The sequence below is a fragment of the Lewinella sp. IMCC34183 genome (assembly GCF_003390915.1).
GTDB lineage: Bacteria > Bacteroidota > Bacteroidia > Chitinophagales > Saprospiraceae > Neolewinella.
This window is the reverse complement of sequence record NZ_QMEM01000004.1, coordinates 198,882-223,116: the sequence shown is the minus strand read 5'-3', so window position 1 is coordinate 223,116 and position 24,235 is coordinate 198,882. Positions and strand designations below refer to the sequence as shown.

Annotated in this window: 19 protein-coding genes and 1 pseudogene; 12 read left to right on the top strand and 8 right to left on the bottom strand. The window is 57.4% G+C overall.

Features of this window, described 5'->3' with window-relative positions; genetic code table 11:
- The first annotated feature begins 351 nt into the window (after positions 1-351).
- Entirely contained in the window at positions 352-1,923 is a 1,572-nt protein-coding gene (locus DQG19_RS10675; RefSeq protein WP_116126245.1) for an MFS transporter, read from the top strand.
- A gap of 87 nt (positions 1,924-2,010) precedes the next feature.
- Here the strand turns inward: DQG19_RS10675 and DQG19_RS20870 are convergent, their stop codons facing one another.
- A complete protein-coding gene (locus DQG19_RS20870; RefSeq protein ID WP_157974447.1) occupies positions 2,011-2,151 on the bottom strand; it encodes a hypothetical protein in 141 nt (46 codons plus the stop codon).
- 398 nt (positions 2,152-2,549) lie between these two features.
- On the opposite strand from DQG19_RS20870, the gene DQG19_RS10670 reads away from it, so the two are divergent.
- The 3 genes from DQG19_RS10670 (at position 2,550) to DQG19_RS20865 (ending at position 7,464) form a co-directional block, all read left to right on the top strand.
- Positions 2,550-3,548 carry a family 43 glycosylhydrolase gene (locus DQG19_RS10670; protein WP_116126244.1) on the top strand — a complete coding sequence of 333 codons (999 nt, stop codon included), beginning with the start codon at positions 2,550-2,552 and terminating at the stop codon, positions 3,546-3,548.
- 401 nt (positions 3,549-3,949) lie between these two features.
- Complete coding sequence (locus DQG19_RS10665) at positions 3,950-7,144, top strand: PAS domain-containing hybrid sensor histidine kinase/response regulator (RefSeq protein WP_116126243.1); 3,195 nt, start codon at positions 3,950-3,952, stop codon at positions 7,142-7,144.
- A gap of 158 nt (positions 7,145-7,302) precedes the next feature.
- A complete protein-coding gene (locus DQG19_RS20865; protein ID WP_157974446.1) occupies positions 7,303-7,464 on the top strand; it encodes a hypothetical protein in 162 nt (53 codons plus the stop codon).
- A 558-nt stretch (positions 7,465-8,022) separates the two neighbouring features.
- Here DQG19_RS20865 and DQG19_RS10660 read toward each other — a convergent pair.
- The 3 genes from DQG19_RS10660 to DQG19_RS10650 form a co-directional block, all read right to left on the bottom strand.
- The gene (locus DQG19_RS10660) at positions 8,023-9,729 is read right to left on the bottom strand and encodes a T9SS type A sorting domain-containing protein (protein WP_157974445.1); all 1,707 of its coding nucleotides are present in this window, start codon (positions 9,727-9,729) and stop codon (positions 8,023-8,025) included.
- A gap of 441 nt (positions 9,730-10,170) precedes the next feature.
- On the bottom strand, positions 10,171-11,076 hold the full coding sequence (locus DQG19_RS10655) for an IS3 family transposase (RefSeq protein WP_232826493.1): 906 nt from the start codon (positions 11,074-11,076) through the stop codon (positions 10,171-10,173).
- Complete coding sequence (locus DQG19_RS10650) at positions 11,076-11,393, bottom strand: transposase (protein ID WP_116126240.1); 318 nt, start codon at positions 11,391-11,393, stop codon at positions 11,076-11,078. Before DQG19_RS10650 ends, DQG19_RS10655 begins: the two co-directional genes overlap by 1 nt.
- Before the next feature lie 364 nt (positions 11,394-11,757).
- Here DQG19_RS10650 and DQG19_RS10645 point away from each other — a divergent pair, with 364 nt between their 5' ends.
- From DQG19_RS10645 to DQG19_RS10635, 3 genes are read left to right on the top strand one after another with little or no spacing between them, the layout of a single operon-like run.
- Positions 11,758-11,952, top strand: a complete 195-nt coding sequence (locus DQG19_RS10645; protein WP_116126239.1) for a hypothetical protein — start codon at positions 11,758-11,760, stop codon at positions 11,950-11,952.
- Positions 11,953-12,010: 58 nt separating this feature from the next.
- Entirely contained in the window at positions 12,011-12,361 is a 351-nt protein-coding gene (locus DQG19_RS10640) for a DUF2200 domain-containing protein (protein ID WP_116126238.1), read from the top strand.
- Between the two features lie 47 nt (positions 12,362-12,408).
- On the top strand, positions 12,409-13,299 hold the full coding sequence (locus tag DQG19_RS10635; protein ID WP_116126237.1) for an alpha/beta hydrolase: 891 nt from the start codon (positions 12,409-12,411) through the stop codon (positions 13,297-13,299).
- 40 nt (positions 13,300-13,339) lie between these two features.
- Here DQG19_RS10635 and DQG19_RS10630 read toward each other — a convergent pair whose 3' ends face one another.
- Together DQG19_RS10630 and DQG19_RS21355 are read right to left on the bottom strand one after the other, a co-directional pair.
- On the bottom strand, positions 13,340-13,510 hold the full coding sequence (locus DQG19_RS10630; RefSeq protein ID WP_157974444.1) for a tetratricopeptide repeat protein: 171 nt from the start codon (positions 13,508-13,510) through the stop codon (positions 13,340-13,342).
- A 27-nt stretch (positions 13,511-13,537) separates the two neighbouring features.
- A complete protein-coding gene (locus DQG19_RS21355) occupies positions 13,538-13,936 on the bottom strand; it encodes a hypothetical protein (protein WP_232826506.1) in 399 nt (132 codons plus the stop codon).
- On the opposite strand from DQG19_RS21355, the pseudogene DQG19_RS10620 reads away from it, so the two are divergent.
- The 4 genes and pseudogenes from DQG19_RS10620 to DQG19_RS10605 all read left to right on the top strand — a co-directional run.
- A pseudogene (locus DQG19_RS10620) lies at positions 13,853-14,083 on the top strand (DUF2200 family protein); the annotation flags it as partial. The gene DQG19_RS21355 and the pseudogene DQG19_RS10620 overlap by 84 nt on opposite strands.
- Positions 14,084-14,381: 298 nt before the next feature.
- A complete protein-coding gene (locus DQG19_RS10615; protein WP_116126233.1) occupies positions 14,382-15,164 on the top strand; it encodes a hypothetical protein in 783 nt (260 codons plus the stop codon).
- A gap of 165 nt (positions 15,165-15,329) precedes the next feature.
- The gene (locus DQG19_RS10610; RefSeq protein WP_116126232.1) at positions 15,330-16,052 is read left to right on the top strand and encodes a DoxX family protein; all 723 of its coding nucleotides are present in this window, start codon (positions 15,330-15,332) and stop codon (positions 16,050-16,052) included.
- 40 nt (positions 16,053-16,092) lie between these two features.
- Complete coding sequence (locus tag DQG19_RS10605) at positions 16,093-17,055, top strand: pectinesterase family protein (RefSeq protein ID WP_116126231.1); 963 nt, start codon at positions 16,093-16,095, stop codon at positions 17,053-17,055.
- A gap of 692 nt (positions 17,056-17,747) precedes the next feature.
- On the opposite strand, the gene katG is transcribed toward DQG19_RS10605, so the two are convergent.
- Entirely contained in the window at positions 17,748-20,081 is a 2,334-nt protein-coding gene (gene katG, locus DQG19_RS10600; protein ID WP_116126230.1) for a catalase/peroxidase HPI, read from the bottom strand.
- 538 nt (positions 20,082-20,619) lie between these two features.
- Between katG and DQG19_RS10595 the strand changes: the two genes are divergently transcribed.
- The gene (locus DQG19_RS10595) at positions 20,620-22,788 is read left to right on the top strand and encodes a catalase (protein ID WP_116126229.1); all 2,169 of its coding nucleotides are present in this window, start codon (positions 20,620-20,622) and stop codon (positions 22,786-22,788) included.
- Between the two features lie 269 nt (positions 22,789-23,057).
- On the opposite strand, the gene DQG19_RS10590 is transcribed toward DQG19_RS10595, so the two are convergent.
- Entirely contained in the window at positions 23,058-23,975 is a 918-nt protein-coding gene (locus DQG19_RS10590; RefSeq protein WP_116126228.1) for a ThuA domain-containing protein, read from the bottom strand.
- Positions 23,976-24,235 lie beyond the last annotated feature (260 nt).

Genomic DNA, 24,235 nt, shown 5'->3' with positions numbered 1-24,235 from the left:
GCTTGCCTAGGCTCAGGCCGGGTCCGGGCTTCCGGTTGTATATTGTTACGTGAATCTCCTTCTGATCATACTCTCACCCCATGAAGGCCAGTAACCGCCCACTCATGCGCTTAGCCGCGCTTCTTACCCTTATACCCGCCGTAGCCATCCTGATGGACTTGATGGGGTGGATTTACCTACCAAACTGGGCGGAGGGGGTCTGTTATTTACTGATCGCCATTTCCATGGGTGCGTCTATCTATCTGAGGCGTGACGAGCAGCGCGCCAGCCAGAGATCGTAGCCGAACCCCGGTCACCCGCCCGAAGGACCCCCTGGGCTAAACTTTCCCCCGACGCTCACCTTTACCACGGATGCAGAACCCGGACGCGTCCAAACTGGGGTGGCCGCTGTGGTTGTTCGTGACCGCGACGCTGGTCTCCAACATCGGTACCTGGCTCTTTACGGTCGGCTCGAGCTGGCTGATGACGGAGCTTGACGGTTCGGCGCTCATGGTTTCGCTGGTGCAGACGGCCACCATGGTGCCGCTCTTTCTCTTCGCGCTGCCCGCCGGCGCCCTGGGCGACGTCTTCGACCGCCGCCGCAGCCTGCTGATCACCCAGGCCTTCCTCATCGTGAGTACGGCCGTGTTCGCCTGGATCGTGATGACCGACCGGGCCACCGTCTTCCTGCTGCTGTTGTTCACCTTCTTCAACGGACTGGGCGCGGCCTTTGCCCGGCCGATGATGGCGGCCATCATCCCGCAACTGGTCAGCAAGGATCTCCTGCGCACCGCCGTCAACCTGGGCGGCATTTCCTTCAACCTCAGCCGGGCCATCGGTCCGGCCCTGGGCGGCTACCTCATCACCCGCTACACGCTCTCGCTGCCCTACTGGGTGGATGCGGTAAGCTTCCTGACGGTACTCGTCTACATCTGGTACTGGAACGACGACCGCGAGAACCTGGAGGCCGGCCGCCAGCCGCCGCTCACCCTGGCCATGGCCGATGCGGTGCGCTTCTACCGCCATTCGCCCGCGCTGCGGCACAGCACGCTGCGGGCCCTAAGTTTCTTCTTCGCCGCCAGTGCGCTGTGGGCCCTGTTGCCGCTCATCGCGCGCGACCGCTTATCCGGCGCGGCCGACCTGTACGGCTATCTCGTCGGGGCCGCGGGTGCGGGGGCCGTACTGGGCGGCCTGCTGCTCAGCAAGACCTCCTGGAACGTAGAGGCCAATCGCCTCATCTGGCTGGCCGGTGCGGTGATGGCCGCCGGCCTGGCGGTTCTTGGCTTTTCCTATTCCGTCCCCCTGAGCTTCGCGGCCGTACTGGCCTGTGGGGCATCCTGGCAGGCCGGATATACGACGCTGATGACGAGCACCCAGTACGCCCTGCCGCGGTGGTTCGGGGCGCGGGGCATGGCGTTTTACCTCATGGCCACCTCCGCCTGCCTGGCCGTGGGGTCGGCGGCATGGGGCTGGATCGCGGATCTTACCACCCTCTCCATCAGTCACTACGCTGCCGCCGGCACCCTGCTCCTGCTGTTGCTACTGGGGCGGAGGTTACAGCTGGACCAGGCCCGCGAAAGCGACCTTTCCGCCGCCCATCCGCTCTTCACGGTCGAGTACGCCTCCGGGGAACAGGAAGCGCACGTGCGTCTGCTGCGGACCACCTATACCTTCCCACCCGACCTGCGGGAACCGCTGGAGAAGCGCCTCGATGACCTCGAGGGAAGCCGTTACCGCTCGGGGGCCCTGCGCCGGCAGATCAGCCGCTATCCGGACGCGCCGCGGATTGAGGAAGACGTTTGGCTGATCCTGGACGCGCCCTACACGCCCGCCCGGCTGCAAACCACGCGCCACGACGCCGATCTGCAAGACAGTTTTGAGCACTGGCTGGCCGAGAACGGCGCGGAGTGGCGGCGCGAGGTGCTGGTGATCGAGCACGCCTGATGCCGTAGGGACCGGCTTACAAGCGAAAAACCGAAAGCGAACGGGTCGCTTCCGGTTTTTGCTCCGAAGAATCGGCAATCCGGGGGATTACTTCTTCTTGGTGTCGGGCTTCTTCATGTCGGGTTTTTTGGAACTTCCACCCTTCATGTCACCGCTTTTGGGAGCGGTCTTGCCGCCGGCGGCGGGCTTAGTGGGAGCCTTCTTCTTATCATCAGTTTGCTTAGCCATGGTACATAGTGTTTTTGATCGACGGGTAATTCCGTCTTTCGTTAGATTGTAAGGCTAAAACCTGGGGCAAAGTGAATATGTTTTACAAATCGTTCCCGCCACAAACGTAAATTTGGAATTTTTTAGTTAAAATTTTACTCTTCGTGGTCGCGGTTCGCTTCGGCGATCCGCATGGTTAGCAGGATGTCTACCCGTTTTGGGCGGACGTTCCGGCACGGATACTGCGGTGAGGTTTCGCCGGCTGGGCCGGAACGTATAGCAGGGGAAGGCACGGCCAAGGTTATAATTGTCATAAAAACAATTAATTCGTTTGCCATTGTGCCCCCGGCCTGTATCTTCCCCAGCTCAATTCATATCCGGGCAACGCGACCCCCGCACTCAGCGGCCAAACCACGATCATGCCATACCTGCGATTCTTTCTCTTCCTATTTGTACTCAGCAATTGTGCGACGGCGCAGCCACGTACTCAGGAATCTTCGGAACCCTCCTTCGACAACCCCCTCGCCGAGCAGCGCGCCGATCCCTGGGTGTACAAATCCGACGCCGGTACCTATTACCTCATCGCCACGGTACCCGAGTATGACCGCATCGTGATGCGCGCGGCCGACAGCATCAACGGCCTGAAGAACGCCGAAGAAAAGACGCTTTGGAACAAGCACGATTCCGGACCGATGAGCTACCACATCTGGGCACCCGAACTGCACCGGGTCGACGGCAAGTGGTACATCTACTTCGCCGCCGCGGAAGCCGAAGACATTTGGAAGATCCGCATGTGGGTCCTCTCCAACGACTCCGAAGATCCGCTGCAGGGGGAATGGGAGGAAGAGGGGCAGATCACCACCGACCGCGACGGCTTCGCGCTGGACGCCACCACCTTCGAGCACGGCGGTAAGCGCTACCTCATCTGGGCGGAACGCGACGGCGACGGCACCAGCCTGATCCTTTCCGAGATGAGCGACCCGACCACCCTCACCGGTCCGCAGATCGTCATCACTAAGCCCGAATACAGCTGGGAGCGCATCAAGTATAACGTGAACGAAGGGCCGGCCGTAATCAAACACGACGACCGCCTGTTCGTCACCTACTCCGCCAGCGCGACCAACGACCACTACGCCGTCGGACTTCTCTGGATAGATCAGGACGCCGACCTTATGGACCCGGCCAACTGGAGCAAGTCACCCGCCCCGGTCCTCGCTACCAACGAGGAGACCGGCCGCTACGGTCCCGGCCACAACTCCTTCACGACCACCCCCGACGGGCAGACGGTCATGATCTACCACGACCGCGACTACAAGGAAATCGAAGGCCCCGAGCTCGAGAACCCCGACCGCGGTACCCGCGCCCGCCTCGTCCGCTGGACGAAGAGCGGCTTCCCGGATTTCCACCTGGCTGAGTAAGTAAGCTTCGGCACAATCAAATCGCCACAACGGATCGCTGCGGAGGCCGGCTTAGCATCTTTGTGCTGTCCGGGTACGGCGCTACGGCGTGGCGGAATCCTGCTAGTGAGAGCCGGGCGGGCGGGTTGCGCGCGCCGCTCGTTTTAATCGAGGGGTTCGCCAGCTGAGAAGTTCCCGCGCGTCAGGCCTGGCAGTCGCTGGCGCGGGGGATAGTTTACCGTTATAGTGTCAAATAATTCTGCATGCTATTCGTTTCTGAAAGCGGTAGCGTCATGCTGTGCCGGTTTGCCGGTGGGTTGGAAAATGTAGCCAATGCGGGCACATTTTGCCGTTGAGTTTTTGCTCAGCCTTTCAGTTGAAGACCGCTCCAACCTGCAACTAGCGACCAGCAATCAGCAACTATGGAAGACAATTACTACCTGAAGAAAGAGCTTTATGAGCTGATAAAAACGGATGAAAGCATTTTTGACTTCATCCAGGAATCTTCGCTAGATGGTATGTGGTACTGGGACCTGGAGAAGCCAGACGAAGAATGGATGAGTCCCAAATTCTGGTCTGTTCTGGGCTACGACCACACCGAAATGCCGCATACTCCATCCGCCTGGCAGCATATTGTCCATCCCGAAGACCTGAAACTTGCCACCGAAAACTTCGTAAAGCACTGCGAGAATCCGGATTACCCTTACAGCCAGATGGTCAGGTATACCCACAAGGACGGGTCCATAGTATGGATCAGGTGTCGTGGTGTGGTGATCAGGAATAAAGATGGAAAACCCATAAGGATGCTGGGGGCGCACCAGGATGTTACGAGCCTTAAGAAAGGTGAATTGCTGTTCACCAAGAATTCCTCCCTGCTTCAGAGCACCCAGAAGATTGCCAAGATCGGTAGTTGGGAGCTTGATCTAAAGTCGAATGAGGTACTGTGGACGGAGGAGCTCTACAAAATGTATGGATTCGATCCTACGCTTCCTCCGCCACCCGTTGACGAACACATGAAGCTGTTCACTCCAGAGAGTTGGGAGGCGTTGGAGGCTGCCCTGGCCCTGGCTAGCGAACAGGGTATTCCCTACGAAATGGAACTAAGAACCCGCCGGGGCAACGGAGATAACGGGTGGATGTGGGTACGCGGAGAGGCGGTATTTGACGAAAACAAGAATATAGTCGGCCTCCGGGGAGTAGCACAGGATATCACCTGTAAAAAAAGAGAAGAGCTCGAAAAGGAAGAACTGTCCAAACGGTTAAACTATGCGCTAGATGCTTCGGGCGATGGTATCTGGGACTGGACTCCTGCTACCGGCAAAACGGTGTTCTCCAAGGCCTGGGTAGAAATGCTGGGCTATGAAGTTGGTGAACTTCCCTCCCTGGCGAGTGAATGGGTGGATAGGTTGCATCCCGACGACAAGGATTGGGTTTCGGCAGAAATAACTAAAGTCACCCAATCGGATAAAAACGGTGACACCTTTGGTTTCGAATACCGGTTCAGAAACAAGGAAGGAGATTACCTGTGGATATTGAATAAGGGTAAAGTTGTCGAAAGAAACGACGTGGGGGAAGCCGCGAGAGTGGTAGGCACCCATACCAATATAACCGCCAGAAAGCGAGCCGAACAGGCCCAGAAGGAGAGTGAGCTGCGCCTGAGCTTGGCCACCCAGGCCGGGGGAGTAGGCGTTTGGGACTGGGATATTGTAACGAACTCCATGATCTGGGACGATCAGATGTATTCCCTGTACGGAGTAGAGCGGGAAGCGTTTCCTGATGCGTACCAGATTTGGACCAATGGATTTCACGGACCCGACGGAGAGCAAATCAACCGGGAAATCGAGTTGGCGGTAACGGGTGAAAAGGAGTTCAATACCGAGTTCCGCATCGAACGTCCAAACGGACAGATCAGAAATATAAGGGCCCTGGCTACGGTGGTCAGGGATCGACAGGGAAATGCCATCAGGATGATCGGAACGAATTGGGATATCACCAAGGAGAAAGAAGTCCTGAAACAGATTGAAGACAGCAAGGAACAGGTAGAAAAAGCCAGCAAGGCAAAATCGGAATTCCTGGCCAATATGAGTCACGAAATTCGTACGCCCCTTAATAGTGTTATTGGCTTCACCGACCTGCTCAAAAAGACTTCGCTTTCTTCCGTTCAGCAGCAGTACGTGAACAATGCCAACGTATCAGGGCATGCACTACTCAGTATTATAAATGATATCCTCGATCTTTCGAAGATTGAAGCAGGGATGCTGGAGCTCGAAATTATCAAAACCGATATGATCGAGCTGCTGAGTAATAGCTTCGACATCATGAAGTTCAGTGCGGCCGAGAAGGGACTTGAATTGCTACTGGATGTCGACCCCACCATGCCACGCTTTGCCAACGTTGACCCTATTCGCCTGAAGCAGCTTTTGATCAACTTGTTGGGCAATGCAGTCAAATTTTCCAGAGAGGGGGAGGTGGAATTAAAGGTCCGCTATCAAGCGCTTGACAACCAGCAAGGTAAGCTTTCCATTGCGGTACGGGATACCGGTATCGGCATCAGTGACGAGCAGAAGGATAAACTCTTTAAGCCGTTTTCTCAGGGTGACAGTTCGACTACGCGCAAATTCGGTGGTACGGGTTTGGGGCTCGTCATTTCGGAAATGATTGCCAATAAGATGGGCAGTAAGATCGGTATCGACAGCACCGTAGATGTCGGAACCACTTTCTATTTTGATATGGTTACCCGTTTCGAGGAAGGAAGGAAGCTGGATACCACCCAGATTGCGGGCGTTGAGCGTTGCCTGATCATTGATGATAATGCCAGTAATCGCCTGATTCTGGAGCAGATGCTGAATGAGTGGCAGATAACGTCCGACTGCTGCGAAAACGGACTGGAGGCGCTGAAGCAGCTAGAAACCTCCGAGCCCTATGATGTAATCATCTGTGATTACAACATGCCATACATCAACGGCGTAGAAACCATAAGTATGATAAAGGACAAACTGAAGGTAGACACCGAAAGGCAACCGATCATCCTGCTGCATTCTTCACTGGACAACCTGCAACTGAGCCAGCAATGTGATGAATTGGGCGTCCGTTTCCGCCTGAATAAACCCGTAAAGAGCGATGACCTGTTTAGTTACCTCTGTAATTTACCTCAGGTAGCCGCAGCCACGCCACGGAAGGAAACCGAACCGCGGGTAAAAGAAGAGGGCACGACTCAGAAAGCAAAATTCATAATTGCGGAAGATGAGCCGTTCAATATGCTCCTCAGCAAAACCGTGCTATCGCAACTGGTGCCGGATTGCGAAATTTACGAAGCGAAGAATGGAGTGGAGGCTATCGAGCAGTACGGAAATACCCTGCCGGACTTAATTTTCATGGATATTCATATGCCGGAACTGGACGGTATCGAAGCAACCAGACAGATCAGAGAGATTGAAGTACGTACGGGAAATAAGGTTACGATCGTTGCCCTTACAGCAGGCGTGTTGAAGGAGGAAAAAGATAAGTGCCTGGCTGCGGGAATGGATGAATTTCTGACCAAGCCCCTAAAGCTGGAAAAGATTGAAGCAGTACTGGGTAAGTACTTTCATAACGCGGTAGGGTCACCTGCCGGGTGACCGCCGACCAGATGAACGTCCAGTCTCCTCTCCAAACTCTGACATGTACGGCTCGCGCGAAACTCTCCCCCATCCGCCGAACCGCATAACGCATTGGTCGATCAAAGGTGTGGCGACACGCGTCGGGGCCGAGGTTGGCGGCACAAAGTTTTTCCGCCATGCGTATCCGCAATACAGCCACCCTTGCTCTTTTGATCGCCGGCCTCGGCATTTCCGTTATCGCCCGCCTCTTTACCCTCGTCACCACCGGACCGGAGGCCGGTATAGGCGCCATCACGGGTGTCGGCCTCGGCTTGCTGTTTGCAAATCATACCGATTAAAGGATAAGTTTTACACACTATATCAATAATTATAATAATATTTAATAATACAATAAGAAGCAAGGCCTGCCCTTGGCAAGATATAATAAAGCGGGATCTTGAGAGTCATTCAAATATATAGTTTAAATATACGATAGATACATATATAGCTAGCAGGAATTTATTTTAATCAAGCCCCTGTACTCTAATTAGCCTACACATCATGTCCTCGAGTTACATCGTGCCTTATATTGTATGTGCCGGAATACTCGCGCGGCCCTACTAAACTTAACTGACTTCTTGATACGGAATGATTCGCACTTAGCCGATTTCTACGCCTACATGGCGCAATTTACGGTCTAAACGATTGACTGATGTCTGGTAATTGAGAAAAGGTTAGTTCGCCGTTAAATTGGGCAAAAGTCGGCGCCTATTTTCTGGTCATGATTCTGTATATAGAAGAAATCCAATAAAAATAAATTTACGACTAGGATCAGCAGGTTGCTGACGGCAATGTTAGACTCGGAAAACAATCTTTAGGGCCGGGGGGATAGTTTAAATTATTAAGACCGTAGTCACTTATTGTTTTACGAATTTTTTGAAAATTATCCCTTCCTTAGTTAAAAATTGAATAACGTACATGCCATTAGGTAAATTTGCCAAATTAATCACCGTGGGGAGATTATTTAGATCTCCTTCTTGAATTACCGCACCACGAATATTTCTGATGAAGAAATAGTTTGGATGAACGATTTGATTCCCCGCTATTGACACATTGAGGTGATTAGTGGATGGATTCGGATAGAGATGAATTGCTTGTTGATAATTGGCTTTGGGAGAAAGTAGACCTGTTGGATTTTCACCAAAACTCTTTACCGCGCCCAGAGTATAGTAGCCGTTAAAAAGCAAATCATTCGGTACGTTATAAGAAACGCCCTCCTCTGATACAGTCGGATTGACATCGACAACAGTAAAATTATATGGCCTCTCGCTTTCACTAAACAGTAAATAATATTCGTCATTCAGATCAGGACTGCCTGAAATGTCAAGTTCCGTATAGTTAAATAAGATTGTTGCGTCAACGGAGTTTGTTTTCTCTAGAGCCCAAACTCTACTCAGTCGACCACCTACTGAATCAGGAATATGATGTTGAGACATTCCATTTTCCTGGTTTAGATGGCCGACGAAGAGATAATCCCCGTCATCTATTGATTCAGAGTAGTCTGAAATGTGAAAACCAGAAGAGGAATTGCTGCTCAGCAGGCCGCCATTTTGGCCTCCGATGCCGGCTACAAAAAAGTCATATTCACCTTTAGATTCAGTATCGAAATGGTAAAAGTCTTGTTCAGGGACAATCCCAATATTGTACTTTGAACTTAAATAATTGTCTATTACTGTACGCCAAGCATCGTTGATTTTGATGTTTTTATAAACAATCACTTCAGCAACTTTGGTCGTACTTAGGTTGCTTCCGTTTCCCCTTTGCGCCAGATATGCACTTCGATCCGGTGAAGTGAACGGAGATGGTCTACCAAATACCGACAAAGTGTTTGAACTTGCTAATCCATTGACATACAAACTCATGTCTGATGGTTCAGATCCATATTTTCCAGAAGTGATAACAAATGGGAAATCGCCCCAATTATTCTCGTCCGCAATTGAAGTGTAGTTTGCAGCTCGGGTCTGATGCACCATAGCTTGAGATCCAAAGAAATATTCGTCATCCCAACTTCCTGGTTGAGCGATAGCCATCACGCTAGCCCCTGGTGTCGATTTTGCGTTTATTGCGACTGTAAAAAAGGACGCTGAGGTGAAATTTAATTCATTTCTTCTAACTGTTCCCATACCTCCGGCACCATCAAATGAAACAGCTGGTAGACCATTAAGCGTATCTGAACCGTACTGAATGAGGTCAGGATTTCCATTGCCTAATACTCGGAATTGAAAGCTGTTTTGGGTTTGATCTACCCAACATCCAACTTCGGCTCCGATACTCCCACCCTCCCCGCTGCATAAAACGCTTTTGGTAATTCCCTGTTGAGACGAAATCCAAATGGTAAGGCTATCAGTAGGAATTTGACCTTGAAGACCAATCATAAAGGGGGTCAGAGAAAGGGCGATGCAGAAAAAATGTTTCATCGATATTGATTTTAAAGTCACTACGACATTGCTCTCAAAAAGCAGCGACTTAAGTAAAATACCGTCTTTCGTCAAGATCACCAAGTCGATTTTATGATTTATTCCTTTTTTTCCAGACATCAGGAACTGCTCACGGTTGTTTTGCAATAAAATGTGTGATATTAACGATGAATTGTAATTGGAAAATCTAAGTTTACTTATTGTATTCTGACTAACAGCTATCAAAGCTTGGGGTAAGCAGTGCCCACTTATTATCTATGTCTGCGCTTAGTTTTCACTTTAAAATCGTCTCAAATTTTGACCATTTTTTAAAAGCGATTGATAGGTTGATGTTCGTTACGAAATGATGCGGTATAGTGAGTAGCTTGATGCTCTACCGACCGAAAGGTTGATATCAATAGTGGTCAAATGTATGTCTTCTGCCTTTTGGAATTCTTCATAAACGAAAAGGTTTCGCACCTAAATTTCTTGTAAGTTTTGTAGTCTTCGAATCGACCGTTCTTATTGGATTCCGATCGATGCTGCTTCTTCGCTTTGCATCGGGTAAGCCACGCGGATATCATTGGCTCAAACGGCTCACGTCCTGTTTTAAGACGGTTGGACGTGCTCAAGAAAGTGGACAGTGACTTCGTCACCGGACGGCCAGGCGATTGCTTGCATTTTTTGCTCGTAAGCCTGGCGTACCGTCAAGCCGCGGAGCGTTGTGTGGATTCGGTTGGTGTTGTACCAGCCCTCGATGTAGTCAAAAATTACGCTCCAGGCCTGGTGAGGGGTAGGGAACTCGTGGAGGTCGATGCACTCGGTCTTGAGGGTCTTGAAGAAGGACTCCGCCACGGCGTTGTCCCAGCAGTTACCCCGGCGCGACATGCTCTGGGTCGCCCCGATGGCCGCCAGTTCCTCGCGGAAGCTGCCGCAGCTGTACTGCACCCCACGGTCGGAGTGGAAGATCAAATCGTTCCCCGGTTTGCGGCTGGCCACGGCCCGGCGCAGCGTGGCAACCGTGGTCGACTCCGCCGACAGATCGTCGCTGATCACCCAGCTGACGATGCCGCGGTCCGCCAGGTCCAGGACGATGGTCAGGTAGCACCACTGCTGATCGACCGCGAAGTAGGTGATGTCGCTGACCCACTTGGCACCCGGACGGTCGGCGGCGAAGTTGCGCTCCAGCACGTTGTCGGCCACCGGTAGGGCATGGTCGGACTCCGTGGTGGCTATCCAGCGTTTGCGGGGACGGCAGCGTAAGCCCTGCTGACGCATGCGCCGGCCGACGGTGGCCCGGGAGACGCGCACCCCCTGCCGCCGCAGGTCGTAGTGTACGCGGGGACTGCCGTAGGTACCCCGACTGCCGGCGAATGAGGCCTGGATCAGTCCATCCAGGTGGTCGGCCCGCTGCGCGTCCTCCGCCCGTTGCTGGCACCAGCGGTAGTAGCCGCTGCGGCTGACGGCGAGTACGGCACACATCTTCTCAACGGGAAATTCCAATCGGTGATCCATTATGAATTGGAAGATTTGCCGTCGCTCTTGGAGAAGATGCCGATGGCCTTTTTTAGGATGTCGCGCTCCAGTTCGGCTTCCCGCAACTGCTTGCGCAGGCGGGCAATCTGACGCTCCTCATCCGTCAGGGCCTTGATACCCTGCCCGACGGGCTCCAGTTTGTTTTCCAGGCGGAGCTCCTGCCGCCAACGGGTAATGGTATTGGGCGCCAGACCAAACTTACGGGCGATCTGGCTGACTACGGCACCGGCCTCGAGGCTCTGCTTGACGATTTCCAGGCGTTCCTCCCGGCTGTAGCGTTTGTGAGGTTTTGACATGACGTCGGATTGAAGTATTGAAAGATACCTAACCTTTCAGGCCAAAGCCACTGTCCATTTTGGTGAGCACCTTCAGGTTCTTGTTGTTGAGCACACACACTCATGATCCTTATTCCACCTTAAATGGTAATCAAAACACCTTTGTGCTAACCACACTCCGAGCATGCCGCGGTTTTCCGGCATTGAGCCATTTTCAGAAATATCGACCGCCGGCCAGATAAACGTCCAGTCTCCTTTCCAAACTCTGACATTTACCGGTCGCGCGAAACCCTCCCCCATCCGCCGAACCGCACAAAGCATTGGTCGATCAATTATGCGGCGACACCGGTGGCGGCCGAGCTTCCCGCCACAAAGTTTTTTCGCCATGCGTGTCCGCAATACACCCACCCTTGCTCTATCGGTTGCCGGCCTCGGCATTACCGTTATCGCCCGCCTCTTTACCTTCGTCACCACTGGCCCGGAGGCCGGCATAGGCGCAATCACGGGCGTCGGCCTCGGCTTGCTGCTGGTCGGGGTCATCATCAACCGCCGCGGCATGGCCACCCCACATCACCGGTAGGCCCCGCGTTGCGCAACTGCACCGCCAGCCCGATCTTTGGACGGGACCGTACAATACCATGGCCAAGCATCGCATCTTCACTACCGCCTTCGCCGGCGTTTACCCCCACTACGTCACCAAGGCGGAAAAGAAGGGCCGCACGCGGGAGGAGGTGCATACCATCATCACCTGGCTGACGGGCTACAGCAACGAGCAGCTGGAAGGCATCCTGGCCGACCGCACCGACATCGAAACCTTCTTCTCCGGGGCGCCCCGCCTTAATCCGAACGTCGACAAAATCACGGGCGTCATCTGCGGCCACCGGGTAGAAGAGATCGAAGACCCGCTGATGCAGAAGATCCGCTACCTCGACAAACTTATCGACGAGCTCGCACGCGGCCGGTCCATGGAGAAGATCCTGCGGCAGTAGCGTGGGGGAAAGCGATCTTTGCACATCACCAGATACAAAGAAGCTCCATGCAAAAAGTGATCCTCTTCCTGCTGCTAACCGGCTGCCTGGGGAGCGGAATGGCCCAGACCAACCGCGTGTTCAACCTATTTCCCGCGGGGACGCAGCTCCACGCCGACCTGCCGTACCAGGACGATACCCTGCACAAGCACCTGCTGGACATCTACCTCCCGCCCGAAGCCGACGGCCGCCTCCCCCTCGTCATCTGGATCCACGGCGGCGCCTGGATGGTGAACGACAAGTACGCAGATATGAGCTATATGGGCGAAACCATCCGGGAGATCATCAATGCGGGCTACGCCCTGGCCTCCATCGATTACCGCTTCAGCACGGAAGCGGTCTTTCCCGCCCAGCTGCAGGACTGCAACCAGGCCATCTCCTGGCTCTACCACCACGCCGACGATTACGGACTCGACACGGCCCGCTTCGCACTCATGGGCTTTTCCGCCGGCGGCCACCTGGCGTCGTTGGTGGGACTCTCCAGCAACGCCGCCGTCCCCGAATTCTTCACCGGAGGAAGTCCCCAACGCTTCCCGCTGCGTGCCGTGGTTGACTTCTACGGCCCCGCCCAGTTAATTCTTTTCCCCGGGGCCGACGACCCGTCCTCACCGGAGAGCCTCCTCCTCGGGGCAAGCCCGCTGGAACGCCCCGACCTGGCGGAGGCGGCGAGCCCGGTCACCTACGCCGATGCGGGTGACCCACCCTTCCTGATCATCCAGGGAGAAAAGGACGAAAGCGTGGATCCCAAGCAGTCGCGCCTCCTGAGTGCCTGGCTGTCGGTGCGGGACGTGGAGAACGAACTGCACATCGTGCCGGGGGCGCCGCACTACTGTCAAATGTTCGACGCCCCGGTGGTACGGGCGAGGGTGCTGGCGTTCCTGGGCCGGCATTTGAAATGAGTGGTCGCATCGCGGCCCGGCCCGGCTCGGCCGGTCGCCATTACAGCTTTCCGAGCAACTCTCGCGCGCGCCGGCCGGCATCCCCCGCCGGATCCAGGGCGATGGCCCGTTCCCAGGCGGCAGCGGCCTCCCGGCGGTTGCCGGCCTTGCCGTACGCTTCGCCCAAGCTGGTCCAGGCAACCGCGGACTCGGGAAACAACTCCGTCGTCATGCCGAGCACGAATACGGCGGCCTCCACTTATCCCTGTCCGAGCAGGTTGTAGCCCACGCTACCGAATCTTTCCTCGAACGGATAGTAGCGGAAGTGCGGATCTTCCACGAATTTCCTCGCCTCGGTCTTCACCTGTTCCATTTTGCCCGCTTCGAAGAGCTCAGTGAGGCGGTCCATCGGATCTAGGTAGGACAGCTCGCCGTCGTACGCGAGTGCGGCTTCTAGGGCGGGGTCGACGTTGTCGCGGTAGTCCTCAAAAGACATATCCGCGGCCAGGTGGGGCGCCAGCCAGTCGTCGTTCTCCCACTGCGGCTTATCCTGCCACCAGGCGAAGGAGAGGCGGGCTACGACCGCGGTACCCTGCAGGATCGGCTGGAACAGCGTACGGATTTTATCACCTTTTTCGCCGAAGCTCCGCGACTGCATCCCAACGTGAGCAAAATCACCGGCTTGATCTGTGGGCACCGGGTGGAGAATATCGAGGATCCGCTGATGCAGAAGATTCGTTACCTGGACAAGCTGATCGACGAGTTGGCCCGGGGGAAAGCGATGGAAAAGATTCTGCGGGCGTAGCAGCCGTTAGCGGAGAAGAGACGGCCCCGCGGCGTACAAACCGGATACGGATCCTCTTCCCGGGTGCCGGCCGCCGCGAGGCTTCGGAATGCCTGCTGTTTGGTACGCCGCGGTTGCAGCATTCCGATCCGGGGCGGGTGTTCCGCACTGCGGTAAGGCCCTCAACGCTCCGTGGGGCCTGACCCGTATCTTGGCGTATGCACGATCACCTGGACTGATGCCTGGCGGCGGGGTAGGGCGGCCCATGAACTAAATATTCAAATGGCTATTTAAACCACGTACCCCCCAATAATTCACTATGAAATACCTATCTCTGTTCCTGTTCGCCCTGCTCCTGGCAGCCTGCGACAGCTCCGAATCCACCTCTGAGTCTACTACCGACGGTATGGAAGCCGGCGACACCGACACGATGGAGGCCGACAACCCCACCGCCTTGCTGCAGTCTACCCAGGAGGCCGTCCAGGCCAATGGCGGCGACATCACGGCCCTGCCCGCCGATGCGGCTGTCTCCAACATCGACAACTGGATGGACCAGCTGGACGGGATGGACGGCACCGATGCCGTCACCGGCAACCTCGAAGCCCTGAAGGCCACCCTGACCGAATCCCCCATCAACGGCCAACTCGCCGGGATGCAGCTCATCAGCCTGGCCGAGGATACTCGCAAGGCGGGCGGCAGCACCGTCTCCGCACTGGCTTCGGCCCTGCAGTCGGGAGGCGAGAAACTCACCGGATCCTCCTTCCAGGGAAGTAGCCTGCTCGACCAGACCCTGAGCGCCGCCAAGGGCAAGGCCGCCGACATCACCACCCTGCCCGTAAGCGCCGCCACCCAGAACATTGACGGCTGGATCGCGGAACTGCGCGGCATGGACGGCGCCGATGGACTGGTGGAGGACCTGGAAAGCCTGAAAACCGAACTGGGCGCGCCCAGCATCGACGGCGAGAAAGTGTCCGATCTCCTCTTCGAAATGGCCGAAAGCACCCGCTCCATGGCCGGCGACAACCAGGGCCTGGCGGTACTGGCGTACCTGCTGGAATCGGGTGGCTGGCGCCTGGAAGGTATGTCCGACGACATGAAGTAGACCTCAACCCCCACCAAACCAAGCATCGATCCGCCGGCCGCCTGCAAAGGGGCCGGCGGTCGTGTTTTTGGAAGTACACGGCACCCGCGCTCCGACGCATGATTATGCTATGTTACTTTAATAATAAAAGTTCTTTGCATTATATTTGCCGAAAGCTACCGTGCCATGTCGCTTTCGCAGTCCCTCGACGATCTTCACGCCCGCGCCCGCCGCAACCGCTGGCTTGGTCTTTTTACCCTGTTCAACCGGGTTGCCCTGGCCGCGGGCTTCCTCCCGTCCGGAATGGTGAAGGTGCTGGGCGAGCGCTTCACCGACCTGGCCGCCAACCACCCGATGGGGCACTACCTCAATGCTTTTTTCCAGACGGGGTACTACTACACCTTCGTGGGGGTATTGCAGGTGACGGCGGCCGTACTCCTGCTCATCCCGCGGACGGCCCTGCTGGGGGCGATCATCTATCTGCCCATCATCCTGAATATTCTGGTGCTGTCGCTGTCGGTCCGCTTTCAGGGGTCTTTGCTGACCGCGCCGCTGATGCTGCTGGCCAACCTGTACTTGCTGTGCTGGGATTACCACCGCTTCCGGCTCATTTTTCCGTGGAACCGGGCGGAGGCGGATGCCGCCCTACCGGTTGCCGAAGCACGTTCGTGGCGATTCCCGTTCCGCTTCGTCGGGGGAGTTATCCTGGCCGTCGGGATCGTGTTTGCTTCGGTTCTCTTCGCCATGCAGACCGCACTGATGCCCATGAACCGCATCGGTGACTGCCGTGCACGCTGCGCCGCCGGACCGGACGAAGCCGCCTGTCTGGAGTTCTGCGCATGCGTGCACACCCGCGGCGAAGCGCTCGGCGGATGCGTGGACACGTACTACGAATTGCTGGAAGGGTAGCGCGCGTTTCGTATTATATGGCCCCAAAGCCCCGGAGACTATGCGTCCTATATCCCTGTTTCTACTGCTGTTCGTGCTGGCGGCCGTACTTCCCGCGCAGGATTCGCTCACCTACGATTTTGTCGTCGACGGCTCCGGTGGCGGTGATTTCGTGCGGGTACAGGACGCCATCGATGCGGTCCCCGCCCTGCGCAAGAACCGAACGCTCATCTTCATCCGCAAGGGTACGTATAAGGAGAAACTGGTGCTGCCACCCACCGCGACGAACGTGACCTTCGTGGGGGAGGACGTAGCGGAAACGGTCCTGACCTACGATGACTACGCGCAGCGGGAGAATCGCTACGGAGAGGAGATCGGGACGTCCGGCTCCTCCGGATTTTTCGTGTTTGGTGACGGCTTCACCGCCCGCAACATCACCTTCGAGAACTCCGCCGGACCGGTCGGCCAGGCCGTTGCCGTGCGGGTAGATGGTGACCAGGTGATCTTCGAAAACTGCCGCTTTCTCGGTAACCAGGATACGCTCTACCCCCACGGGCGCGGCAGCCGGCAGTACTACCGCGACTGCTACATTGAGGGGACGGTCGACTTCATCTTCGGATGGGCCACGGCGGTATTCGATAACTGCGAGATCTATTGCAAATCCCCCGGCTACATTACGGCTGCGTCTACGGAAGAAATGGATTCGGTAGGCTTTGTCTTCCGCGACTGTACTATCACCGGTAATGCTCCGGCCGGCAGCGTATACCTCGGGCGGCCGTGGCGACCCTACGCACAGACCGTCTTCCTGGATTGTAAGCTGGGTGAGGTGGTACACCCTCTGGGCTGGCACAATTGGGGAAGCGAGGAGAAGGAGGGTACGGCGTATTATGCCGAGTACGGCAGTACCGGTCCCGGCGCGGCCACCGGGGAACGGGTCGGCTGGTCTCACCAGCTCAGTGAGGACGAGGCGCAGCGGTATCGCTCCCTGGATGCACTCTTCGGCGGGTGGGATCCCACTCGATAGCAGTCATACATCTACCAGGGCGCAGCCATGATCTCCAATAATCCCGGAGTTATACGGGGCGGTGCAGCCGCAAACCCGTGAAGTCATTCTGCGGAATCCTTGGTAAAAACCCCTTCGTCCCTTTGTCTTGATACAAAAGGACCAAAAGATCAAGCCTGTGCACCCGGCCGATTCGTCCCGGGCAACCATCGGGGGCGGAAATGCACAAACTCGCCTCCCACCTGTTCTTCCACTCCTAGGTCCACCGGCAGCCAGCGATCCATTTTCCAGTTCTAGAACCTGTGTAGGCTCAAACAGTGTGCCTTTCTATTCGCCCCCGGTGGTCCCCCGAGCCGGCCGGCTGCAAGGGCGGTTCGTCGTGACGGGCTTGATGTTATAATGACCTAGCGTGTACTGGTAGCACGGAGTAAGCTGAATCGCGGGAAAATCCGCCGCAGCGCAGCTGTGATCCGGTTACATCGCGAAGCTATGCGCGGTGGCGCAGCCACGAATCCGTGCCAAATCCGTGAAGCAAATCCGCGAAATCCGTGGTAAAAAATCAACGTCTTCTCAAACGGCGCAGCGGCAAATCCGTGTACCGCGAAGTAGCGACGAAGTCAATCCGTGATAAAACCCACGAAAAAGGGGCAACCCCAATGGAGCAGCCCCTTACATCGTAGCGGCCAAGCCGCCAGGTAGATTTACCGGTAAACCTAAGCCAGCTGAGCAGCCGTACGCTGCTGCTGCTTCACGTCAAAGCGGTCGGCGTTCATGACCTTGGTCCAGGCCTTCACGAAGTCGTTCAGGAACTTGTCGGTAGCATCGTCCGCGGCGTACACCTCGGCGAGGGCCCGCAGTTCCGAGTTGGAACCGAAGATGAGGTCGGTACGGGTACCCTTGAACTTGGTTTCCCCGGTACGGCGGTCCTTACCCTCGAAGTGGGTCTGCTCGTCGCTGGTAGCCGACCACTTCGTGCTCAGGTCCAGCACGTTGTCGAAGAAGTCCTGCGTCAGCTGTCCGGGCCGGTCGGTGAAGGTGCCGTGGTCGGAGTCGTCGTAGTTCATGCCCAGGGCACGGAAACCACCGTAGAGTACCGTCATTTCGGGAGCGGTAAGCGTCAGCAGCTGCGCGCGATCGACCAGCAGTTCTTCTCCGGTTGCGTTGATGGGATTCTTGCGGTTGATGTAATTGCGGAAACCGTCGGCGTAGGGCTCGAGGGCCTCGAAGCTCTCTACGTCGGTCTGTTCCTCCAGCGCATCCACGCGGCCGGGGATAAAGGGAAGGGTAATGCCCTTTCCGGCGGCCTTGGCTGCCTTTTCGATGGCGACGTTGCCGCCCAGTACGATCAGGTCGGCCAGGGAAACATGCTTGTTACCGGACTGCGAGTCGTTGAAGCCCTTCTGGATGTCCTCCAGTACGGAAAGCACCTTCTTCAGCTGCTGCGGCTTGTTCACTTCCCAGTTGCGCTGGGGAGCGAAGCGGATGCGGGCACCGTTGGCCCCGCCGCGCTTGTCGGAGCCGCGGAAGGTGGCGGCGCTCGACCAGGCGGTGTAGGCCAGTTCCTGGACTGTCAGATCGCTCTCGGCAATCTTCTGCTTCAGGTTGGCTTCGTCGTTGTCGTCGATCAGGTCGTAATCGCGCTCGGGCAGGGGATCCTGCCACAGCAGTTCTTCGTTGGGTACGTCCGGACCGAGGTAGCGGCTCAGCGGTCCCATATCGCGGTGGATCAACTTAAACCAGGCACGGGCGAAGGCATCCTTGAAGGCCTCGTTGTCGTCGCGGAAGCGCTTGGAGATCTTCTCGTAGGCGGGGTCCACGCGGAGGGCTATGTCCGTGGTGAACATGGACGGGTGGTGCTTCTTGTTCGCGTCGTGGGCATCGGGGATCAGGTCCGCACCCTCGCCGTTCTTCGGGCGCCACTGCCAGGCACCGGCCGGGCTCTTGTAGAGCTCCCAGTCGTACTGGAAGAGGAAGGTAAAGTAGTCGTTGCTCCACTTGGTGGGCGTACGGGTCCAGGTCACTTCCAGTCCGGAGGTGATGGTATCGGGACCGTGGCCGCTCTGGTAGCTGCTGTTCCAGCCCGTGCTCATGTCCTCAATGGGGGCACCGGCGGGCTCGGCGGCAACGTATTTCTCCGGATCGGCGGCACCGTGCGCCTTACCGAAGGTGTGACCGCCGGCAATCAGGGCCACGGTCTCCTCGTCGTTCATGGCCATGCGGCCGAAGGTCTCGCGGATGTCGCGGGCGGCCTTCATGGGGTCGGGCTCGCTGTTGGGGCCTTCGGGGTTGACGTAGATGAGTCCCATCTGCACGGCGGCCAGGGGACTCTCCAGCTGGCGGTCGCCGGTGTAGCGCTCGTCGCCGAGCCATTCGCTCTCCTTGCCCCAGTAGATGTCGCTGGCGGGTTCCCAGACGTCCTCGCGGCCGCCGGCAAAGCCGAAGGGCTCCACGCCCATGGTCTCCAGGGCGATGTTGCCGGTCAGGACTAGCAGGTCGGCCCAGCTGATCTTGCGGCCGTACTTCTTCTTGATGGGCCACAGCAACAGGCGGGCCTTGTCGAGGTTGGCGTTATCCGGCCAGCTGTTCAGGGGGGCGAAACGCTGGTCGCCCGATCCGGCGCCGCCGCGTCCGTCCTGGATGCGGTAGGTACCGGCGCTGTGCCAGGCCATGCGGATAAAAAAAGGACCGTAGTGGCCGAAGTCGGCGGGCCACCAGTCCTGGGAGTCGGTCATCAGGTCGCGCAGGTCCTGCTTCAGGGCTTCCAGGTCCAGTTTCTCAAATTCCTTGGCGTAGTCGAAAGCCGCGCCCATCGGGTCGGTCTTTTCGGAGTTCTGCCGGAGAATGGATAGGTTCAGGGCGTTGGGCCACCAGTCGCGGTTGCTGGTGCCGACGCTGGCCGTAGAGTGTGTTCCGCTTAGGAAAGGGCAGCTGCGGCTGGACTCATTTACTTCCCAGACCTTACCGTTGTCGTGATCGTTGTCCTGGTTCTGAGATTGGCCGTGGCTGTGGGCCTCCTTTTTGATTCCTGAATTATTGGTGTCTGCCATAGGTGCTGATATAATTATTGAGGCCGAAAACCGGCTCCGATTAAGGTTGAAGTATGAACTAAGAAAAGGGTTAGGCGGGGGGCTTGGTTCAATTTGAGTACCTCCAAACACGGATTCGTGTAGGTACAGGCATCGGGCGTGGACGCAGGTGCGGGGGTTCCGTCCGCGAGTAGAGTAGCAGGCTGGTTTCGTTCCGGAAGGGGAAAGCCCGTTTGCCCAGGGGGGCGGCCGGGTCGCGGTGGAGCAGCATACCCGCAGCGCTTATGCCGGTAGCACTGGCCCGCGACGACTTTCACGTATAGAAACCGACGCGGTCATTGAGGAGGTATCGGCGTGCTGCCATTGGCCCTGCACCTGCGCGCCGCCGCCTAACAGGCTGTTCGCATATTTGAGAATAATGCCTGCCGGCAGAGCACCAATGCCCCCAACAACGGTTTTAGTTACACGCCCTGCTGGGTGCGTGCCCGTCACGTCCCGGCGAACCGGCCCTGCCGGCCAGGTTAGGACACCTGATTTACCCAACTAAATCAAAACAAGTATGCCTACTTCTGCAAATGGAAACGGCTCCGCTTCCCGCAACGGCTCCGTGTCCGAAGGCGCCAAGTCGCAGTCGCTGGACGCCTTTCGTACCGACGCCACCGACCAGCCCATGACCACCAACAACGGTCTCAAGGTTAATGACGCCGGAAACTCCCTCAAGGCGGGCATCCGCGGAGGAACGCTGCTGGAAGACTTCTGGCTCCGCGAAAAGATCAACCACTTCGACCACGAGCGCATCCCCGAGCGGATCGTGCACGCCCGCGGCAGCGCCGCACACGGCGTTTTCGAGCTCTACGAAGCCATTCCCCAGTTTACCAAGGCCGGTATCTTCAACGACACCTCCCGGAAAACGCCGGTCTTCACCCGCTTCTCCACCGTAGCCGGCTCTAAGGGGTCGCCCGACCTGGCCCGTGACGTACGCGGTTTCGCCGTCAAGTTCTACACGGAAGAAGGGGTGTGGGACCTCGTCGGCAATGACATTCCCATCTTCTTCATTCAGGACGCGATGAAGTTCCCCGACCTCATCCACTCGGTGAAGCCGGAACCCGACCGCGAGATCCCCCAGGCCCAATCGGCCCACGATACCTTCTACGACTGGGTGTCGCTGACCCCCGAGGCGCTCCACAACCACATCTGGGTGATGAGCGACCGCGGCATCCCCCGCAGCCTGCGCATGATGCAGGGCTTCGGTATCCACACCTTCCGGATGATCAACGACGAGGGCGTCGCCCACTTCGTCCGCTTCCACTGGAACCCGGTGCAGGGTACCCACTCCGTGACCTGGGACGAGGCCGTAAAGATCAACGGCGCCGATCCCGATTTCCACCGCCGCGACCTCTGGGACGCCATCGACACCGGCCAGTACCCCGAGTGGGAACTGGGCCTGCAGATCATCCCCGAGGAAGACGAACATAAGTTCGACTTTGACCTGCTGGACGCCACCAAGCTCATTCCCGAGGAAATGGTGCCCCTGAAGGTCGTCGGGAAGATGACCCTCAACCGGAACCCCGATAACTTCTTCGCCGAAACCGAGCAGGTCGCCTTCCTGCCCACTCACATGGTACCGGGCCTGGACTTTTCTAACGACCCGCTGCTGCAGGGCCGCCTGTTCAGCTACCGCGATACGCAGCTGAGCCGCCTGGGCAGCGTCAACTTCGAGCAGATCCCCATCAACCGCACCCTGGCCAATGCCCACAACGACCAGCGCGACGGCCACATGCAAATGTCGATCCCCAAGGGAAAGACCGCCTACTTCCCGAATACCCTTGGCGGCGGCTGTCCCTTCCTCACCTCGATGAAGGAGGGTGCCTTCGAATCCTACACCGAGCGCATCGACGGCAACAAGATTCGCGCCCGCAGCGAGAGCTTTGTCGACTACTATAGCCAGCCCGCGCTCTTTTACCGCAGCCTCACCGACTGGGAGAAAGCGCATACGGCCGATGCCTACACCTTTGAGCTGGGCAAGTGTACCTACCAGCACGTGCAGGAGCGGATGCTCTACCAGATCAGCCAGATCGACGAGGACCTCGCGATGAAGGTAGCCGAAGGCCTCGGCCTGGAAGTACCCGACAGCGTAGACGGGCCCGTCAACCAGGCCATCAGCGCCGACGCCGACGTGGAGCAGATGCAGCCCCCTAAGAAGAAAATCTACCTCGAGAAATCCGCCGCCCTGAGCCTGACCCACCGCATGGGTAAGGGCATCGCTACCCGGCAGATCGCCATTCTGGCGGCCGACGGCTTCCACGGTGCCGACCTAAAGCCCTTCATGGAGGCGCTGAAGGCCGAAAACGCCGTGCTGAAGATCGTTGCGCCCCACGGCGGCACCATCAAGTGCGATAAAGGCGATGAGCACGAGGTATTCTCCGGTATCATGATGACGGAGAGCGTGCTCTTCGACGCCGTCTTCATCCCCGGCGGACAAAAGTCACTGGACGCCCTGATGAAGAAGGCCAAGTACAAAAAGTTCGTCGACGAGGCCTTCATGCACTGCAAGGCCATCGCCGTTGCCAACGAGGGTGTCCAGCTCCTTGAAGCCACCCACGTCGGGGAATACATGGACGACGATAAGGCCGTCTTCGTGGATGGTAAGCCCCAGGAACTCATCGACGCCATCGCCCAGCACCGGAATTACGACCGGATGGAGGTGGCCAAGATGGTCCCGGCGTAACCCAAGATCGTCAACAGGAAGTTTGAATCAGACGGGCGTCGCGGGTTATACCTGCGGCGCCCGCTTTTTATGCCTGGCAGCCTGGTGGTGGGCGCTAGTTTATGACCGCTTCAGAGCAGTCGTGAGGTCACTGGGTACTACTGTGGCGGTCCCGAGCGGTCTGGGGGAGCGACGTCGCATTTGGAAAATGCTTCGAACGGCGCGGTCGGAGACCGCATTTTACACCGCGGTTGAAAACCGCCTTTTACATCGCGGTTGGAAACCGTGTTTTAGTTGTGGGGGCGACTGGTGGCTTCGTCGGCGGTAGGGAAGTCGTTGGGGATTTCCTGGGAGACTTCCCCCGTAGCCGCCCACTCCACGCCCCGCAGGAAGGAGGTAATGAAGCCTACGCCCTCCATCGACTCGGTATCGTGACCGAGAGTAGTGTGGAAAATCCGCCCGTCCCCGTAGGTAAGCACCATCAGCATCGGCTCGTGGCGGTCGGTGGGGGCGGTCTCGGACAGGTCCTTGCCGGTGGCCAGCACGGTCAGGTTTTCGGCGGGGCCGCGCAGCATGGCGTAGCATTCGTCGGAGGTGGTCATCCAGGTTTCGGGCATGCCCCGGGTGATGGGGTGGTCCTTCTCACGAATGGTGATCGGAAACTCGTGCTGGGCACCGTGGATGCCTGCCCGGCCCGGCGTGGTGTCGCGCACCAGCTTGCCGTAGTTGTCGTAGTACAAGTAGGGGCCGTTGCTTTCGTCGCGGTCTGCCCAGCCGCCCAGGCCGATCATCTCGTTGTACGCCGCCCACTCGGGAAAGGAGTTGTCGGCGGCGTGGACAGAAACGAAGCCGCCACCCTGGCGCACGTATTGCTCGAAAGCCGCCCGCGTTGCTTCGGGCCAGGGGGCTGCCTTCCACCCGAAATTGGAGACGACGACGTCGTAGGCCGCGAAGTCGGGGCGGAAGTCCGGATCGGACTTGGGCTCATTCAGGTTCTCGGTAGCGCCCACCCCGGCCAGCGGCAAATAGTCGGCCTCCTCCTGTGCGTTCCAGGTGAAGGCGCTGCGGGCAATATCGACGGTGAAGAGCCCGGTATCCTCGAGGTACTGCTTCATCATGATGGTGGTCTTTGGCCACACCACGTGGTTGTTCTGGCCATCCACGATGAGCACCTTGGTCTGGGCGGAAGCTGCAAGGGAGAGTGCCATGATTAGAGGAAATAGGATAGTGACACGTTGCACAATCGATGATTGAACGGTCGGCGCGACGGGGCATCCGGTCCGTTGATGGTAAATGCGCTATGAAGTGATAAGGTAACTGCTTGCCGGGAAATTTGCGCCACGGGTTGAGCACCTCTGGTGCGATCCATGCGGCCAGGTCTTGGTGCCGATCGGACCGGAGGTCCTCCACCCGTGTGCCGGGTAGCCACGAGCTAATCAGTTCTGGTGCGATTTAACCACGGGTTGAG

What these genes read in the sequence shown, in the direction of transcription:
- DQG19_RS10675 (WP_116126245.1), top strand. Translation starts at nt 352, where the DNA reads ATGCAGAACCCGGACGCGTCCAAACTGGGGTGGCCGCTGTGGTTGTTC.
- DQG19_RS20870 (WP_157974447.1), bottom strand. Translation starts at nt 2,151, where the DNA reads ATGGCTAAGCAAACTGATGATAAGAAGAAGGCTCCCACTAAGCCCGCC.
- DQG19_RS10670 (WP_116126244.1), top strand. Translation starts at nt 2,550, where the DNA reads ATGCCATACCTGCGATTCTTTCTCTTCCTATTTGTACTCAGCAATTGT.
- DQG19_RS10665 (WP_116126243.1), top strand. Translation starts at nt 3,950, where the DNA reads ATGGAAGACAATTACTACCTGAAGAAAGAGCTTTATGAGCTGATAAAA.
- DQG19_RS20865 (WP_157974446.1), top strand. Translation starts at nt 7,303, where the DNA reads ATGCGTATCCGCAATACAGCCACCCTTGCTCTTTTGATCGCCGGCCTC.
- DQG19_RS10655 (WP_232826493.1), bottom strand. Translation starts at nt 11,076, where the DNA reads ATGGATCACCGATTGGAATTTCCCGTTGAGAAGATGTGTGCCGTACTC.
- DQG19_RS10650 (WP_116126240.1), bottom strand. Translation starts at nt 11,393, where the DNA reads ATGTCAAAACCTCACAAACGCTACAGCCGGGAGGAACGCCTGGAAATC.
- DQG19_RS10645 (WP_116126239.1), top strand. Translation starts at nt 11,758, where the DNA reads ATGCGTGTCCGCAATACACCCACCCTTGCTCTATCGGTTGCCGGCCTC.
- DQG19_RS10640 (WP_116126238.1), top strand. Translation starts at nt 12,011, where the DNA reads ATGGCCAAGCATCGCATCTTCACTACCGCCTTCGCCGGCGTTTACCCC.
- DQG19_RS10635 (WP_116126237.1), top strand. Translation starts at nt 12,409, where the DNA reads ATGCAAAAAGTGATCCTCTTCCTGCTGCTAACCGGCTGCCTGGGGAGC.
- DQG19_RS10630 (WP_157974444.1), bottom strand. Translation starts at nt 13,510, where the DNA reads ATGACGACGGAGTTGTTTCCCGAGTCCGCGGTTGCCTGGACCAGCTTG.
- DQG19_RS21355 (WP_232826506.1), bottom strand. Translation starts at nt 13,936, where the DNA reads ATGCAGTCGCGGAGCTTCGGCGAAAAAGGTGATAAAATCCGTACGCTG.
- DQG19_RS10615 (WP_116126233.1), top strand. Translation starts at nt 14,382, where the DNA reads ATGAAATACCTATCTCTGTTCCTGTTCGCCCTGCTCCTGGCAGCCTGC.
- DQG19_RS10610 (WP_116126232.1), top strand. Translation starts at nt 15,330, where the DNA reads ATGTCGCTTTCGCAGTCCCTCGACGATCTTCACGCCCGCGCCCGCCGC.
- DQG19_RS10605 (WP_116126231.1), top strand. Translation starts at nt 16,093, where the DNA reads ATGCGTCCTATATCCCTGTTTCTACTGCTGTTCGTGCTGGCGGCCGTA.
- katG (WP_116126230.1), bottom strand. Translation starts at nt 20,081, where the DNA reads ATGGCAGACACCAATAATTCAGGAATCAAAAAGGAGGCCCACAGCCAC.
- DQG19_RS10595 (WP_116126229.1), top strand. Translation starts at nt 20,620, where the DNA reads ATGCCTACTTCTGCAAATGGAAACGGCTCCGCTTCCCGCAACGGCTCC.
- DQG19_RS10590 (WP_116126228.1), bottom strand. Translation starts at nt 23,975, where the DNA reads ATGGCACTCTCCCTTGCAGCTTCCGCCCAGACCAAGGTGCTCATCGTG.